A 17439-nucleotide genomic window follows, 5' to 3' on the forward strand; every position below is an offset into this window, starting at 1 on the left:
GGTAGAGGTAATTCAAATAATGAAACGTAATTTTAAATTCGTTTTTTTTCTGATGGTCATATCCATATTTGCGGGCTCAGTATCTGCGCAAGGTAAAGTGGATGGAAACACAGTACGATTCAAGGGTGCTTTATTTTTTGGTAGCCTTCGCCCTGATTTCGAAAAAAGAAATTTTTATAGCGACATTGTTGGCTTAGAATACAACCAAGATTGGCAAAACAATCGAGGGATGACTCTCATCAATGATTTGGGTTTTGATTATTTCCATTCTGTCAATGCCGGAATATTGAGTAATGTTTTTTTAGGTTTGCATCTAAATCGATTTGGTCGCGGTTATGAATGGAATTCTTATTATGCGAGTGGGTTGGGAATCAAGGAAGCTGACTATCGTTTGCTTTATTCAGATATCAATCTCGGTGTTACACTCTCACCGGTTTCCAACTTCAGAATTTTGCCAAAATATGTGATTCGTAGTATGGGGCACTCTTTGGAAGGAAGTTATTTAGGTCTCGGTGGACCAAGTTATTTGGGGCAAGATACAAAAAATGCAACGGCAACTTCTGGCCTACTTGGTGTCGGGTTTGAATTCGATTTAAATGAACGTGCTACACTTTTCGCAGATTTTCTGATCTACGGTCCATTTTTGTTTAACTCCACCGGATCTTACAATTCAGAACAATTTAGAATTTATAACAATGGTGTTGTTTTAAATTATGCTAACGGTGGTTATACGTTCAATTCCGAAAAAATAAGTGTTGGTGGCAGTATTGTAGTTGTGCCTAAACTTCGTTTGTTTGCCAGTTTTGAAAGTGAACGAATGACTGCAAAATCGCAAAGTCCGATTGCTTTCAGTGTTTCGGAAAATGGAATCAGTAGCATTGGAACCCTAATGGAATTTGTCTCTGCTTCTGCCGATCACACAATTCTTGTTTCTGGATTAAAATTTGGTGTGACTTACGATTTAAATATGTAAATTTTCTTCTAAAAGTACTTGCAAATCCAGTCCACTTGGAAGTAATGGTAATTACTCCTGGTGATTATGGAGAGAAGGCCATACCCGTTCCCATTCCGAACACGGAAGTCAAGCTTCTCATCGCCGATGGTACTATTGGGTTCGCTCAATGGGGATTTTTATTTTGTACATAAAAAAAGCCAACCTTTCGGCTGGCCTTTTTTTATTGAGTTATTAGTGCTAACCCGGCAATGTCCTACTCTCCCATTGAGCGAACCCAATAGTACCGCTAGTAACTAATCGTTCGCGAAGCGGAAAAGCGAGTGGGGGAGGAAGTAGGACATCGCCTATAGAGTCATTATTGTTTACGAAAGCGTTCATGAAAGTGAGCGCTTTTTTTATTTGTGGGCGCTGTGTGTGTGCCGGCTAATGTCCGCGACTTTTGGCTACGCTTCGCTGCTACGCCCGCCAAAGTCGCCTGCTCGCTCCTATTGTCGCTGCGCAGCTTTGCCGGTTTAAGATTGGTTCCTTTTTTTATAAAATTAAATCCATTAACAATTCAGAGATTTTTTTAAAGATTCATTCGTTTGCGAAATGGGTGGGGTTGCAGGAAGAAGCTGAAACCTGCTTTAGATTTTCGATAAAAATAATATTGGGTTGGAGATGGTGATCGTTTGCTTTTTTTTCCAGTCTAAGGACTGGTATGGGAAATAGTGTCAGAACCAATCAGAGGAAGTTTCGTATGTTTACGATGGCAGCCCTTGGTTCTATGTTAGTGGTTACTATTTGCACCGCGGGTTTGATTTCCTGTCCCAAAACTTTTTCTAGTGATCAGAATTTAAGCTCAGATGCATTGGAATCTTTTCCCTGCCATGCCGGTGATGCTCCTGATGAAACGGATTGCCGTTGTTCTGAAATCGGGTTAGGGAATGATTCCTACAATGTGGCAATCGCATTGGATGTGGCTCCATTAAAAAGTGATTTGTTATTTTACCTTTCTTACCTTCCTCTGAATGCCTTTATCGATTTTGTAATAGATCGTAATCTTTCTTCTATAACTGACACAACCGAATATTTTTCCGATTCAGTACGCCTTCTTATTTAAACTCCTCTTCGTTTTCACTTACGAATAGGAGTTTTTATGTTTTTAGAAAAACAGTGTTTTAGTAATCATTTATATAAAAGTATATTAATAGTAATCATATACTTTTATACGCAAAGCGTGATTGCGATTGAAAAATCGGAATCCATGGAATCAAAAATACAAATCTTACTCGGTTCTCACCCAGAGTTACTTGTAAAATATTTGGAATCGAGGGAGAAACACCATCGGTCGGAACATGCCGATGTTTATCCCGATCCTAAATTTGGATTTGCGTATCGGTCTTATCCTTACCGCGGGGATGTGACCCGTGATCGCAGTCGGCCTGATACACCAGGTATGACAGGAAATGAATATTCGATTGCGCAAGAAATCCCTTTCCCAGGGAAACTCAATTTGGAGAAACAGATTGTCCAAAAAGATTCTGAATTAGATCGATTGAATGCCGAGTGGATTAAGAATCAATTCATTCGAAATTACTTTGAAACCATCCTTATCAAAACCGCACTTACGAGAGAAATCAGAGATCTGGAGTCTCTCGAAAAAAGTATCGTTACTGGCAGCCACTTAGAGTCGAGCCAATATTCTGCAGGTAAAAGTAATATCACGGGAACACTTCGAGCTTTCAATCTGAAAGAAAAGATAAAGGATCGTTTGTTTGTAAGAAATACCCAACTAGCGGAGTTACATGCAAAGACGTCTTACTTCTCTTTAGATAATTCTTCTTTTTTGATTTCGGAAGAAGAAATTTTAAAATATCTAAAAGGAAAAGAGGATGAGTTTGTAAAAAGTTACTCTGATGAATTGATTCGAAATTCACCTTACTTTAAATATGCGGAAGTGAATGCAGCAAAAGCGGAAGCAGAAGCCAAAAAAGAAGAATTACTTCACTACCCTGAAACAGAAGTGTTCATAAGTTACATGCAGAGGAGGAAAAAACCTTTTTTATTGGATAGTGGGCCCCTCAATGTTTCGATTATGGACAATCCAGAGTTTTCGGGTGATTTGTGGAGTGCAGGAATTACCTTACGAATTCCTGTGTGGTCCCTAGGAAAATCAGCTGATTTGGATCGAGCTAATTTACTCAAAGTCCAAAGGATGCAGTTGGAGAAAAGAAAACAAACTCATTTGTTAGAGACCGAACTGAAAACTTCGTTCCAAACCTGGATGGGGAATAAACAGAGAGTAGAAAATTTTCAATCTTCCTTACTCCCGACACTGAGTAGGAATATGACCACTTCCACTGTGGCTTATACAAAAGGTGATATTAGTTTAGCCGACACCTATCAGTTCTTAAATGATTCCATTGAAATGAAAGCTACATTTCATGAAGTGAATTTAAATCGTTGGTTATCTCTCTTAAAGATGCTTGAGATCACTAATAGTATATTACCGGAGGAAGATTCTTATGAAAAATAAAATCGTAAAATTTATTATTTTGGTGTTCGTTGTTTTTGGGTTATCCTGTGCGGATAAGGCTGTGGTTACAGGAGATATATACACTTGTCCTATGCATCCACAAATTGAAATGGATCATGAAGGGGAGTGTCCTATTTGTGGGATGACCTTGGTTAAAAAAGAACCGAAGCTCCCTCCCGAAAAATCTAATAACAAACTAAATAAAGAAACTTCTGGATCGTTTTCCCTTTCGGAAGAGAAACAAAGGTTAATCGGAATAGAAACGAATACAGTCTCCAAAGGGAATATTGTCAAAAATATTTCCTTGAGTGGGAAGGTAGCCTATGATCCAGATTTGTATTCCACTTATAGTGAATATCGATCTCTTTCGGGTAGTGTTGGGCCGGATGCTTTCATTCGGAAAAGTGCGAGATTAAAATTAACAAAATTGGGATTGAGTGAATCACAAATTCAATATCTGAGTCGGAAGTCCAATGATATCCTTCTTACCGGAAGATCAAAAAATCAAGTTTTGATTTTTGTCCGAGTGTATGAGGGAGAGAGCAATCAAATCGTGAATGGAACACCAATGGAGGTTCTGGCAGACTCGATTCCTAATGTTTCGTTTCAAGGAAGAGTGGTTGCTTCTGGAAATTTAGTGGATGAAACCACAAGGACCCTTTCTGTTTGGTGCGAAGTGACAGATCCAGCCAATCGATTGAAACCGCAGATGTATGTACAATCCTCTGCAAAAATAGAAAAGAAAAATGTCCTTCGAATCCCGAGAGATGCAGTATTCCCTACAGGGAAACGAGAAATCGTATATGTGAAACAATCGGAGAACCATTTCAGTCCGAGAAACATTCAAACTGGATTTGTTTCTACGGAATGGGTTGAGGTTTTAGACGGATTGGTAGAGGGAGAAGAGATTGTAGCAAAGGCAAATTTTTTATTAGATTCGGAAGCGAAATTAAGGTTAGGTGGAATCCATGATACGCACAATCATTAAATTTTCAGCAGAAAATAAATATTTAATTCTTTTTGTCACAGTAATCCTTCTCTTTGTATCTTACTTTTCGGTTAAAAACATCGCAATGGATGCTTTACCTGATATGTCGGATACCCAGGTGATTATTTATTCGAAATGGGATCGCAGTCCTGATATCATTGAAGATCAAGTGACCTATCCTATTGTTACCTCACTACTCGGGGCACCCAAGGTGAAATCAGTTCGTGGGTTTTCTGATTTTGGATATTCGTTTGTTTATGTGATCTTTGAAGATGGAACGGATTTGTATTGGGCCAGATCGAGAGTGAACGAATTTTTATCTCAATTACAAAGTAATCTTCCTAAAGATGTAACTTTGAATCTTGGACCAGATGCAACAGGTGTTGGTTGGATCTTTCAATACGTCCTTGTTGATGAAACAGGGAAAATGGATTTATCTGAACTTAGGTCGTTGCAAGATTTTAAATTAAAGTATCTCTTTACTTCTGTTCCTGGTGTTTCTGAAGTTGCGAGCATTGGTGGTTTTCGGAAACAATACCAGATACAAATTGATCCTTTAAAATTACAAATGTATGGAATTGATATGGATACGGTGATTGATCGTGTTCGTGAGTCGAATGATGAAGTGGGTGCCCGTCTTTTAGAAATTGGTGGAGCCGAATTTATGATTCGAGTGAAGGGTTATGCAAAATCGATTGAAGATCTAGAAAGGGTGTCCCTTGGATCGGACCCGAATGGAACACCCATTTTTTTATATAATATTGCAAAAGTCATTACTGGTCCTAATTTACGACGGGGAGTTGGTGATTACAATGGTTTGGGAGATAAAGTCTCTGGAATTGTTGTTATGCGGCACGGAGAAAATGCATTACGAGTCATAGAAGATGTGAAACTAAAAATGGATTCCATTCAGTCTTCCTTACCAGATGGAGTCAAAATCATCCCTGTATACGACAGGTCAATTTTGATCAACAAAACGATTCGACTTTTAAAAGAGAAACTCTTAGAGGAAATGATCGTTGTTTCCATCATTATCCTTATTTTTCTTTGGCATATTCCCTCTGCCATTGTTCCCATCTTAACCATACCCATTGCTGTACTTTTGTCCTTTATACCGATGTATCTTGCGGATATTGGTTCTAACTTGATGTCGCTTGCTGGAATTGCTTTGTCGATCGGCGTCCTTGTGGATGGGGCCATTGTGGAAGTAGAAAATGCATATAAAAAATTGGAAGAGTGGGAATCGGGAGGAAGGATCGGGGATTTTCATGCAGTAAGATTGGAAGCTTTGTTGGAAGTCGGACCTTCTGTATTTTATTCTTTACTCATCATCGCCGTTGCCTTTTTACCTATCTTTACTTTGGTGGACCAAGAAGGGCGACTATTTAGGCCACTTGCTTTATCTAAAAACCTAACAATGGCTATTGCATCTATCCTTGCCATCACCTTAGATCCAGCGTTTCGAATGATGTTTACAAGAATGGATCCGATTGTAGGATTTACTCCCTCCATAAATAAAATTCTTACTTCTGTTTTTGTTGGTAAATACTTACCGGAAGAAAAACATCCGATCAGTAAACGACTCTTTCGTCTCTATGAACCGGTAGTAAAAAAAGTTTTAGAATATCCTCGTCGTACGGTTTTGGCTGCCTTTGTTTTGGTCGTTCTGACGTTGCCTGTGTTTTTTAAAATTGGAACTGAGTTTTTACCACCTTTAAATGAAGGAAGTATACTCTATATGCCAACCACTCTTCCGGGTTTGTCCATTGGAGAGGCGGAAAAGATTTTAAACCTAATGGATGCTAAACTAAAAGTATTTCCGGAAGTGGAATCAGTGTATGGGAAAGCGGGTCGTGCGGAAACATCCACAGATCCTTCTCCTCTTTCTATGTTTGAAGTGATCATCAATTTAAAACCTGAGTCGGAGTGGCGAGAGGGAATGACAAAGGATCAGTTATTAGAAGAGATGAACCTTTCTTTAGATTTTCCTGGGTTTACCAATGCTTGGACCCAACCCATCCGTGCAAGAATCGACATGCTTTCCACAGGAATACGAACTCCCATTGGAATTAAGGTACAGGGTGAGAATAGCGAGGAAATACAGAAGATCGGCATAACCATAGAAGAAACTTTGAAAAAGGAACCGGGTGTGCGTTCTGTTTTTGCAGAAAGGACTTCTAGTGGATATTATTTAGACATTAACATCAAAAGGGAGTTAGCTGCCAAATATGGATTAACGATTGAAGGAATCCAAAAGACAATCCTCTCGGCTTTGGGAGGGGAAACCATTTCTACATCGATCGAAAAGAGAGAAAGGTATTCCATTCAGATTCGGTATCCAAGAGAATATCGAGATAATTTAGAACGGATTATGAAAGTTCTGATTCCGATTCGTGGCGGTGCTCATATCCCATTAAGTTCTGTAGCTAGTATTGAATTTGTTACAGGAGCTGCCATGATCAGAGATGAAAATGGATTTCTAACAGGATATGTATATGTGGATACAACGGAGTCAGACCTATTGGGATTTGTATCGAGAATGCAAAAAGTGGTCGAGTTGAATGTAAAAATTCCCAAAGGGGTTTTTTTGGAATGGAGCGGCCAATATGAGAATATAATTCGTGTTAGAAACCGAATGAAAATAGTTTTACCGATCACTCTCGTATTAATTTGCCTTCTTCTGTATTGGAGTACAGGATCACTTATGAAAGCAATGATTGTCCTAACAGCAGTTCCCTTTTCTTTAATCGGTGCTATCTGGCTTATTTATTTTTTAGGATACCAAGTCTCCATTGCGGTTTGGGTCGGGATGATTGCACTTTTAGGATTGGATGCCGAAACAGGTGTTTTTATGTTAATGTATTTGGACCTATCTTATGAAAAACACCAAAAGGAAAACGAAGTGATGACAATCCCTATTTTGAAACAAGCCATCATAGAAGGAGCAGTGCAACGGATTCGACCCAAGATGATGACAGTGATGTCTGGATTCATTGGGTTATTGCCAATTATGTGGGCAACCGGTTCCGGAGCCGATTTAATGAAACGAATTGCAGCGCCTATGGTGGGGGGCCTTGGGACAAGCTTTGTCATGGAACTTGCTGTTTATCCTGCAATCTATTTACTCTGGAAACAAAAGAAAATCATATCAAAATAATCTAATATTTTCGGTAACTTGAATTTAGATCATCAGTAGATTCACTAAGGAAGAGAAACAAGTTACTAAAAGGGAGTAGGGATATCTTTTCTACAAATCTTTGAACAGTTATCGCTTGCACTTTTTTTTGAAACTGTTCTGGTATTAAGAAGAATGGAGAATCTGATTCCGAGCGAAGTATACTCTTCGCTTATTTTGCAATATTTATATGATGCAGTGATTGTTACGGATCTAGAATTTCGAATCACTAGCTGGAATCTTGCAGCAGAAAGAATCTATGGATTTACTGCAAAAGAAGTCATTGGCGAGTCCACGATAACAATTTTAAAAACAGAACAAAACAATTCCACGAGGGACACTCGTATTTCGGAATTACAGAATAAAGGAATTTGGCAAGGGGAAGTTTTTCAATATACCAAAGGTTCTCAAAGATTAACCATCCGCTCGGCAGTAAGTCTTCTAAAAGATAAAACAGGTCAGACTATCGGTGTCATTGCAATTAATCGTGACATTACAGAAGAAAATAAGATTCAGGAAGAACTAGCTGATAGCGAAGAACGTTTTCGAATGAGTTTCGATAATGCCGGAGTTGGCGTTTGTATATTAGATCTTGATGGTAGATTTATAAGATTGAATCGGAAGCTAGAATCTATGTTAGGTTATATTGAAAGTGAGCTCATCGGAAGAAAAACAAATGAGTTCGCTTATGAAGAGGACAAACAGCTTTTTGATTCGTTTCGAGAAGCGGCCCTCGGTGGTTCAAAAGATAATATGATTTATGAGAAAAGATTTTTCTCTAAGGATAGAAAAATCCTGTGGGTCGAAATATCCAATACTTTAGTTAAGGATAGAAATGGTAACCCCCGTTATTTTGTAGTACATATGAATGATATTACTGGTCGCAAAAGTGCTGAGTTCCATTTACTCAATGCGATCAAAGAAGCAGAAAGAGCCAACCAAGCAAAATCAGAATTTGTGGCCAATATGAGTCATGAAATTCGAACTCCGCTAAATGGAGTCATTGGTTTTAACGAACTTCTCCTGACTACTAACCTGGATTCTGATCAAAAAGAATATGTGCGAAATGCCATCAGCAGTGCCCATGGCCTTCTTGGAATTATCAATGATGTTTTAGATATCTCTAAAATCGAAGCAGGGAAACTTGTTTTGAATGAAGTTACATCTAATCTAAAACAGATCATTAAAGATTCGTTAGGTGTTTTGAAGTGGAAGGCAAGTGAAAAGGGAATCGAGCTAAGGTTCGAAGAAGGACCTAATGTACCTGAAATTATTTTAGTCGATGCGACAAGGCTTCGGCAAATTCTCATCAATTTACTTGGGAACGCTGTAAAATTTACCGAGGTGGGTGGAGTTGTACTAAAAATAAATGCTTCGCCGAAGATTCATCAAAAAACGAAACTAACATTTACAATCACAGATACTGGGATCGGGATTCCAGAACAACACAAGTCACATCTATTCCAATCTTTTTGGCAAGGGGAATCCAACTCTACGAGAAGATATGGGGGGACGGGGCTTGGCCTTCGGATCACAAAATCATTATTAGATTTAATGGGTGGAAAAATTGAAGTTAAGTCCAAACAAGGTTCTGGTTCCGAATTTCGATTTGAAATTGAATGTAGCTGTGTGGATCGAACTTCTATAGAAGAAACAAAAGATGAAAATGAATTCCAAGAAGAGTTATTATTAAATTTCCACCAATCCAAACTGAATGATATCTCTCCTAATATTTTGGTAGTGGAAGACAATGAAATGAATCGTGAGTTACTCAAACGTATGATTCAGAAATACATTCCTAAAGCTCGCATTGAAGAAGCAGTCGATGGGTTAGAGGGAGTTCGATTTTTTCGGGAATCGAAACCCGATTTAGTATTTATGGATGTCCAAATGCCCAATATGGATGGTTTGGAAGCGGCAACCGAGATTCGTAAACACCCATCTGGCACGCATGTTCCCATCATTGCTCTTACTGCCGGTGCCTTGTATGAAGAACGAAAAAAATGTTTCGATGTAGGGATGGATCAATTTTTGACCAAACCGATCGATATTTTAGCACTCAATCAAATTCTATTTCGTTATTTGAATCGATAATATTTCGAATAGAGTAGCAAAAACTTTCTAATGACAGCATTTTGTCCAAAATGAGACGATTTCCTTTTTTAGCTTATCTTGGTCCCGGGCTTTTGTATGCCGGTGCCGCCGTTGGTGTTTCTCATCTTGTGCAATCGACTCGAGCGGGAGCCGTATATGGATATGGACTACTCTTCGTTGTTTTATTTGCCAATTTGATCAAATATCCTTTTTTTGTTGTAGGAACCAGGTATACAATCATTACCGGTAAGTCCTTGTTAGATGGTTATGAAGCACTTGGTCGGTTACCAGTCTGGATCTTTTTCTTCATCTCGATTGGTACGATGTGTATCATCGTAGCAACTGTCACTCTTGTGACGTCAGGATTATTTTCCAACCTCCTGGGTATTACAATGGAACCATGGTTACTCTGTGCGATCATTTTAATCTTTTGTTTTTTATTACTTGCAATTGGTAAGTTTGCAGCCCTAGACGGGCTTATGAAATGGATCGTAGTTTTGTTGACCGTATCTACGATTGTTGCGATGATCCTTTCTTTTTATGCAGCCATTCCGAAATTGGAAACCGCAGGAAAAACTTTCTCCATTTCCAACTTGGGTGATGTTGCGTTTCTCATCGCACTTATGGGTTGGATGCCCATCCCAATCGAAGCGGCTGTTTGGCAATCAGATTGGACACTCGCGAAAAAAACTCCTGATGGCAAACTTCCACCAATGAAATATGCGATGATCGATTTTAACATTGGTTATATTGGAACAACTCTTCTTGCCGTTTGTTTTTTGGCACTTGGATCGAATATGATGTACAACACCGGTGCTGAGTTTTCCTCACAAGCAGTGAGTTTTGCCTCTGAATTAGTAAAATTATATACATCTGCGATTGGGTCTTGGTCTTATCCCATCATTCTCATTGCCGCATTTTTTACCATGTTCTCAACAACTCTCACATGTTTTGATGCTTATCCAAGAGTAGTATCTAACGCAAGCCGACGTTTGTTCAAACCACTAGAAAAAATTCCTACAGAAAAACTCTATTGGTATTGGATTGTTATTGTTGGTGTAGGTTCGATTCTCATTTTACTTTTTTTTAGAACCAATATGAAAAGTTTGGTGGACTTTGCCACAACTGTTTCTTTTTTAAATGCACCGGTTCTTGCTCTCATTCACCATTTGATATTATTTGGAAAAGAAATTCCGAAAGAACAAAGACCAAAACCTTGGATGAATTTACTTTCTTGGTTTGGTATTTTATTTCTTTTTGGATTTTCGATTTATTATATCAATATTACGTTTCTTTAAAGTATGGAGAGAGAAAAAACGCACCCAATTTTTTTCTCTCTTTCTCCACTTTTATACTTAATTCTATCCATTCTTTTTTTTCGTTTTGTTTGGGTGGTTCCATACCCTCATCCAGTGGCTTTGTTTGTAGCAGGATTACTTTCTTTTCTACAAAGAAGGAATCGGAAATTTGTATTTCTGAAATCATCCTTTCGTAAAAACCTTCTCTCTGTATTACCTGCGATGGAGATCCTTTTTTTTGTGGGAATGCTCATTGCTTCTTGGGCTTATGCCGGTGTGCTTTTGGCAATGATCCAAACTGGAATTTTGTTTCTGCAGCCGGATTATTTTTTGCCCTCTCTTGCAGTTGTTTCTGCCATTGCAGCTATGGTTTCTGGTTCTTCTTGGACCACAGCAGGCACTCTCGGTGTGGCACTCATGGGTGTTGCCGAAGTGATTTCTTTTCCACAAACTATGGCAGCTGGTGCTATCGTGAGTGGGTGTTATTTTGGAGATAAACTTTCTCCCCTTTCCGATACAACCAACTTAGCTTCTAGTTTAACACATGTTCCTATTTGGACTCATATCAGGCATATGTTGAAGACAACTTGTATTAGCTTCGGGGTTGCCATCCTTGGTTTTTATTTTCTCAATCTTTATGTTTGGGATTCCAGCCAAATTACAAACTTGTCTTTGCAATCGGGAAATTTTTTGTCTGGTGCGGATCATCAAATTTCATGGATGAAATTTGTTCCTGTAGTTTTGGTATTTGGATCTTCTCTATTTAAATTACATATCAGATTATCTTTGTTACTTGGGATTGTTTCTGCCATTGGGTTTAGTGTGACTGAATCAGGATTTCGACTGGATATTGTGGAATCTTTGTTTTACGGGTTTGAATCTCATTCAGGAAATGATGTATTGGATCGTTTTTTAAGTGGAGGAGGTGTGGTGGCCATTTTGCCAACAGAAGTATTAATTCTCGCAGCTGTTTGGTTTGGCGCTGTTGTCGAAGGATATGGATACCTAAACGAAATTTTAATTCATATTAAAAACTGGGCCAAGGACAAGTGGGATATTTTACTTTCCACAATGGGAACTTCTTTTCTTTTAAATTTGGTCACTGCAGACCAATACCTATCCTTAGTGATTCCGGCACGAGCCTTCCGAAGTCTTGCAGAAGAAAAAGGAATTCCAGAAAAAGATATTTCCCGTTCCTTAGAAGACTCAGGCACAATCACTTCGCCACTCATTCCTTGGAATAGTTGTGGTGCATTTATGTCTACTTCGCTTGGTGTATCTGTTTTCGCTTTTTTCCCATTTGTTTTCTTCAATTTGTTTCATCTGATCTTATCTGTCTCCCTTCTGCTCTTTGGGAAAAATAAATCTAAAAGTTCATAGTTGAACAAATCAAGTTCGTATAACGGACGATTGATTCTATTCCTAAACTTTATTTGAGTTTCTTTCCTTTATTAGTGAATTATAAATTCCCTCCATGTTACCAAAAATATTAGATGAAAAAATTCTCCCTCTCATTGAAGAAGCTCGCTCCAATAACAATCCCAATATTGTGAGAGAACATCTGCCCATCTGGATGGTAGACCGGTTGGCCAAAAAGAGAAAAATTACTGATGATGAAAGTTGTGAAATGGTGGTAACTATCTTGGAAGTTTTTTCAAAGATGTGGACTCTTAGTTTAAATTATCATATAACCAATGTTCTTGGATTTTTTGTTACCTATGCTTTTAACCAGTATAGAAATCGGTTCCGGCGCGCAGATATTTCTGAGTCTGGGGAACTCTATTTACAATTATGGAACTATGATATGCCAGCTAACGCAGAGATTCCCATAGAACTTTTGGAAGAGGAAAACCCAGTCCATTTAGAATTGGAAAAATTGCCAACTCTGACGGCTTTGGTTTTGGCCTTACAGTTTGATTTGCCAATGAAACAAAATTTAAAACAACTCCTTCTATGGAAGTTACGAGAGACAGGTCACGGTATTGAGAATTTTTATCGGGAGCTTGATGAGAAACGTTATCGCCAACGCCAAATTTTATCTCGGCTTTCTGGTATGATCACAAGGTATACTAGAAAACTATATGAAGCAACAGAGGTGAATCGGCGGAAATGGTATCTCAAACAAAAGAAACTCTGGATTTTGAGAAGAACAAGAACCATCAATCGAAGTTTTTTATCCGAACGAGAGATTGCAAAGTTCTTAGGAATTTCCAGAAAGGCAGTTCGCAACCATTTGTCACAGGGAAAACATCAACTTCGTAAAGCTGGCAAAGATTTATTGCACTATGCATAAAAATTTGCTTTACATTCGGCAAATTCGAAGGATTTTAATGGCAACACCACCTTCCGAAGGGTTATGAAAATCAAAGTTACTAGTAAAAACGACGTGCACATCATTAAAATTGAAGGTGCCATCAAAGCCGGAAATGAGTTCGAGCTATCTGAAAAGATTGAACAGTACATCAAAAAAGGCCAAGTCCCCAAATTTATTATTGATTTGAAAAAGGTTCCCTTCATCAATTCAGCTGGTTTAGGAACATTTCTCAATATCTATAAACATATTGATGGCCTGAATGGTAGACTTGTATTTGCGAACTTAAATTCCGATATCGAGAACCTAATGGAAATCACAAAACTTTCTAGCGTTTTCGAGATTTATAAAACTCTGGAAGAGGCTGAAGACTCCTTCGAATATTAATCGCTCGAGGCGATTCTACTAATGAATCCAATCCTGAAGGTAAGTTTAGGAATCGCCAAAACAAAAGCTTTTCGTGGACTTTTTGTCCTTTTCCTTCTCTATAAATCTCTATTCAACGCATTCACGGCAGACCTGCTAGTTCCCAAACTTGTCTCTCATTTTACTATGGGAAGGATGGAGGGATCTTTTGATACTTTTTCCCTTTTCTTTGGGATTGAGGTGAAAGATCTTCGTTTGTATCCTGGGCTTCCTTTTGACAAAACTCCGCTTTTGGAAGCCAAAGAATTTCGCCTGCGTTACAACCTTCCTCTTTTGTTATTTGGGAAAATCAAAATTTCCGAAATTGGACTCCAGAATGCAAAGGTACAAATCGAAGAACGTTCGGGTCAGTGGAACTTTGTTTCCCTTCTAAAAAAGTCCAAAACCCCCACACCAGAGCCTGTCCTTGAGCAAAAACCACCGCTGGCCGAAATCAAAACCTATCTCCCGTTACAGGCCAGCGCTTTCATCAATGTGGATGCAGTAGAGTTTCAATTAAAACGAGAAACGGGTTCTTTGCATTTTTTTTCCATCCAAGATCTCTCTTTACAAACAGAACTAGAGACTAACAGGTTCACATCGATTCCTTTGGACCTTTCTATTGTAAACCAGATCGATCATGTCCTTTTTTCTCTCAATGCGTCCAAACCAATCCCATTGGATTTAGATTCGGATGAATTAAGGTGGAAACAAACCATTCCTATGTCTTTACGATTTGAATGGGACAGGACAGTCTCCCCTGAGATGTTTTTGTTTACCACAGATATAGGAAAGGATGATATTTTACTTGAGGTTCGGAAAAAACCGGTTCAACTCGGATTACGTCTGTTATCTGATATTCATTACGACAATCAATTGGATCAAGTTAGCATCAACCAACTAGACCTTAGAGTTTTGGGCCAGTCTTGGCTTAGTTTGTCTGGTTTCATTCAGGAAGTTTCAAAGGAAACACCAAAGGTTAATATTGTTGTTGGAAAGTCTAATATGCAGCTGACCTTATTCCAAAGATCTATCGACCAACTTTATGGAATCATTCCAGAAATGAAGTTATCTGGTGATCTTTCTCTTGAGGGAACAGGAATCCAAGGTAACTGGAAAAATGCGGATGCTAATTTAAAACTAAAAGCTTCGCAATTGTATTTTAAATTGGGAAAATCCAAAGCCCATTCCCTTCCCTCTCTGGAATTACAGGTATCTTCCCACTTAAATTTGGGTGATACAAAACCTCTCACGGCAGAGAAACCATTTCCCTATGTAAAGTCTTTGAAGATTGTCCCTTCACATTTAGATTATAACGGCGCTTCCCTTTCTTTATATGGAGAATATTTAGACACTACCGGCCTAAATTTCCATTTGAATGTAGACAAGCTTCAGTTAGGTGAGTATGTTTCTGGACTCGGTGGGAAATTGCAGATGGATTTGGGAGTCACTGCTGAATCATTTGCCTCGCTTGTGGTTCAAACAAATGCAAAAATTGATGGATTCCGTTACCAATTGGATCGTTCCAGATCCCCTTCCTCCTTATTGGGACTGGGTTTAAATGCGATACTTGTTTTTGATCGTCCATTCGGTCTTTCCGAAATTAAAATCGCCGATCTAAAGTTGGATCAAAAAACAATCACTGGCAACAAAGCCATAGATTTAGACTTAAAAGGGGATTTACAGCTTGGATCAGTTCTAATTGCCAACGTACAGCCGTTAGGTTTAAAGGTGCATACTTCGAATCTTTTACTTGTGCTTCCACTTGTATTAAAAGAAAAAATTTCACCAATCCAAAACCTTTTAGGAAACCACCCAAAATTAAAATTGAATGCTCGTTATTCTGGATCGGGGTCGTCAAAGCAGATCAAAGCTGACCTCGGTGCAGAACTTCCTGGTTTGGAAATGAAGGACTTAAAATTGACTGCAGACGTTTCGCTTTTGGGAGCCGATACAAACGAAATAATCATCAAAACTTTAAAAATGAATGCCTTTGGTGGAATCTTTAACTTAGCTGCCAATGGTAAATTGATTAAGAATGGAAAACCAAAACCTCCGCTTGGCCCTTATTTCGGAAATTTAGATCTAACATTCGGTTTGGTATCTGCAACCAAACAGTATCTAGCAAAAGGACTTAGTTTTCAGGGAGATTTGGGGCTCAACTTAATCATTCGAGATTATGATATCAATGGCGAATTTCATTCGAAAGTGCCCGTGATCTCGTATAACAATCAAAAATGCCCAGGGGAACAATGCCAGGCTTACCTTTTAGAAGAAGTCGTCGCAAAAATCCCCATCCAACACAATTTAGCAGAGAATCATGGAGAAAGTCTTATCGTTGGTGATAAGTCTATGTTCATCAAAAACTATGGTAGGAACCATCCTGCCAATGTAACGATTGGACAAGTTCTTGGCACTCACCCTAATATACCTAATTTACCTTTTGAGTATGTAAAACGCCAAAAGGATGGACCGGGACTTACCGCATTTATTGAATATAAAGAAAATTATGCGAATATAGAGTCTTTACGATCCTATTCATTGGATGGATTGGTTTTGGGAAAAAACATGGTTTTCAATTTAGGAAATTTAGATCCTAAATCAATGGAGTTCCGAGGGAATTTTCTCATCCGAGATATTGACTTAAAACAACTTATGGCACCAAAAGTCAGAGATAAAATTGACGATGGAAAATTGAAAGCGGATCTAAATATTTCTGTTCGAGATTTGAGTGAACCTGTTGCTAATTTAGATTTATTTTTTTCGATTTTTCAGATTGGTCGTGATTTTGGTAAAAGTGCATTGAATGTAATTTCACCGCAAAACTTTCTGATTGATCGTATAACCGATAGTTACTCGATAAACAAGATAGACGTTTCTTTATCAAAAGGATTAGTCTATGCGGATGTATACTTTAATCGATCCTTACTTTCCTTATTAATTAATTTAGAAGATGGAAAAATATCCCAACAAAGGATGCCACTTGCAAATTTTTTGAAACGAGCACAAAGCGAAATCCAAACATACCAAGAGTGAGGTATTTATGAAACGTCTTATTTTTGTTTTTTTATTACTAGGATGTAAGTCCCTATTTAATCTAAAAGTTCCGCCGATTACTATCACCAATGCACAAACGGCTGCGGAAAAACAAATGGTCGGAGAAGACAGGGAATTAGAGAAGGAAGGTTGGATGATTGCCTCCATCCAATCCTCTTCGAACGGCAGATCCAATCGTGAAAAATTAGCTAGCGAAGATTCTGATCCTGATATTAAAGCACACCGCATTCGTATAAACTATTTAACGCCTGAAGTAAAATTGTACAAAATGCACGGAATGATTGGCGAAACTCCCGCAGGTATAGTGAAAATAAATCCCTTGGCCTCCGGATTGCCAAATTGTGTTCAATATGAGATTCCCGCCAAACGAAAACGTGTCGAAGATGTGGTTCTTTTTCTTAATGAATCAAGAAAGATAATTTTGGAAAAAGAGATTTTAAATCAAAAGAGAAAAGGAAAAAAAGAAGAAGAATTGGTCAAATACAGACAATCTTTAGTGGAAGAGTATTATAAATCCGTTTCTGCAGGTGAGTATTATGAAACATCCAATGGAAGATGGGAGAAATTCCAATGAAACCATCTCTCTGGTTTCCCCTATCTTTTGTTATTCTATCTTCGTTTTTTTTCTCACAATGTGC

Annotated in this window: 12 protein-coding genes and 1 other annotated feature; all 12 genes read left to right on the plus strand. The window is 38.4% G+C overall.

Annotation, left to right across the window (positions count from 1 at the left end; translation table 11 throughout):
- Nucleotides 1-19: 19 nt before the first annotated feature.
- A complete protein-coding gene (locus JWG40_RS00255) occupies nucleotides 20-973 on the plus strand; it encodes a hypothetical protein (RefSeq protein WP_205283898.1) in 954 nt (317 codons plus the stop codon).
- A 56-nt stretch (nucleotides 974-1029) separates the two neighbouring features.
- Nucleotides 1030-1114: a sequence feature (5S ribosomal RNA rRNA prediction is too short), on the plus strand.
- A gap of 541 nt (nucleotides 1115-1655) precedes the next feature.
- On the plus strand, nucleotides 1656-2057 hold the full coding sequence (locus tag JWG40_RS00260; RefSeq protein WP_205283899.1) for a hypothetical protein: 402 nt from the start codon (nucleotides 1656-1658) through the stop codon (nucleotides 2055-2057).
- A 36-nt stretch (nucleotides 2058-2093) separates the two neighbouring features.
- Nucleotides 2094-3473 carry a TolC family protein gene (locus JWG40_RS00265; RefSeq protein WP_205283900.1) on the plus strand — a complete coding sequence of 460 codons (1380 nt, stop codon included), beginning with the start codon at nucleotides 2094-2096 and terminating at the stop codon, nucleotides 3471-3473.
- Nucleotides 3463-4461 carry a heavy metal-binding domain-containing protein gene (locus JWG40_RS00270; protein WP_205283901.1) on the plus strand — a complete coding sequence of 333 codons (999 nt, stop codon included), beginning with the start codon at nucleotides 3463-3465 and terminating at the stop codon, nucleotides 4459-4461. Before JWG40_RS00265 ends, JWG40_RS00270 begins: the two co-directional genes overlap by 11 nt.
- On the plus strand, nucleotides 4442-7618 hold the full coding sequence (locus JWG40_RS00275; RefSeq protein WP_205283902.1) for an efflux RND transporter permease subunit: 3177 nt from the start codon (nucleotides 4442-4444) through the stop codon (nucleotides 7616-7618). Before JWG40_RS00270 ends, JWG40_RS00275 begins: the two co-directional genes overlap by 20 nt.
- A gap of 153 nt (nucleotides 7619-7771) precedes the next feature.
- Nucleotides 7772-9730: a PAS domain-containing hybrid sensor histidine kinase/response regulator gene (locus JWG40_RS00280; RefSeq protein ID WP_205283903.1), complete on the plus strand. Its 1959-nt coding sequence runs from the start codon at nucleotides 7772-7774 to the stop codon at nucleotides 9728-9730.
- Between the two features lie 50 nt (nucleotides 9731-9780).
- Nucleotides 9781-11028: an Nramp family divalent metal transporter gene (locus JWG40_RS00285; RefSeq protein ID WP_205283904.1), complete on the plus strand. Its 1248-nt coding sequence runs from the start codon at nucleotides 9781-9783 to the stop codon at nucleotides 11026-11028.
- 3 nt (nucleotides 11029-11031) lie between these two features.
- The gene (locus tag JWG40_RS00290) at nucleotides 11032-12408 is read left to right on the plus strand and encodes a Na+/H+ antiporter NhaC family protein (RefSeq protein ID WP_205283905.1); all 1377 of its coding nucleotides are present in this window, start codon (nucleotides 11032-11034) and stop codon (nucleotides 12406-12408) included.
- Nucleotides 12409-12502: 94 nt separating this feature from the next.
- On the plus strand, nucleotides 12503-13321 hold the full coding sequence (locus JWG40_RS00295) for an RNA polymerase subunit sigma-70 (protein WP_205283906.1): 819 nt from the start codon (nucleotides 12503-12505) through the stop codon (nucleotides 13319-13321).
- 63 nt (nucleotides 13322-13384) lie between these two features.
- Complete coding sequence (locus JWG40_RS00300; RefSeq protein WP_002989181.1) at nucleotides 13385-13726, plus strand: STAS domain-containing protein; 342 nt, start codon at nucleotides 13385-13387, stop codon at nucleotides 13724-13726.
- Between the two features lie 21 nt (nucleotides 13727-13747).
- Complete coding sequence (locus tag JWG40_RS00305) at nucleotides 13748-16780, plus strand: LIC_11026 family protein (protein WP_205283907.1); 3033 nt, start codon at nucleotides 13748-13750, stop codon at nucleotides 16778-16780.
- Between the two features lie 7 nt (nucleotides 16781-16787).
- Entirely contained in the window at nucleotides 16788-17375 is a 588-nt protein-coding gene (locus JWG40_RS00310; RefSeq protein WP_205283908.1) for a DUF1318 domain-containing protein, read from the plus strand.
- Nucleotides 17376-17439 lie beyond the last annotated feature (64 nt).

It is taken from the genome of Leptospira abararensis (genome assembly GCF_016918735.1).
GTDB lineage: Bacteria > Spirochaetota > Leptospiria > Leptospirales > Leptospiraceae > Leptospira_A > Leptospira_A abararensis.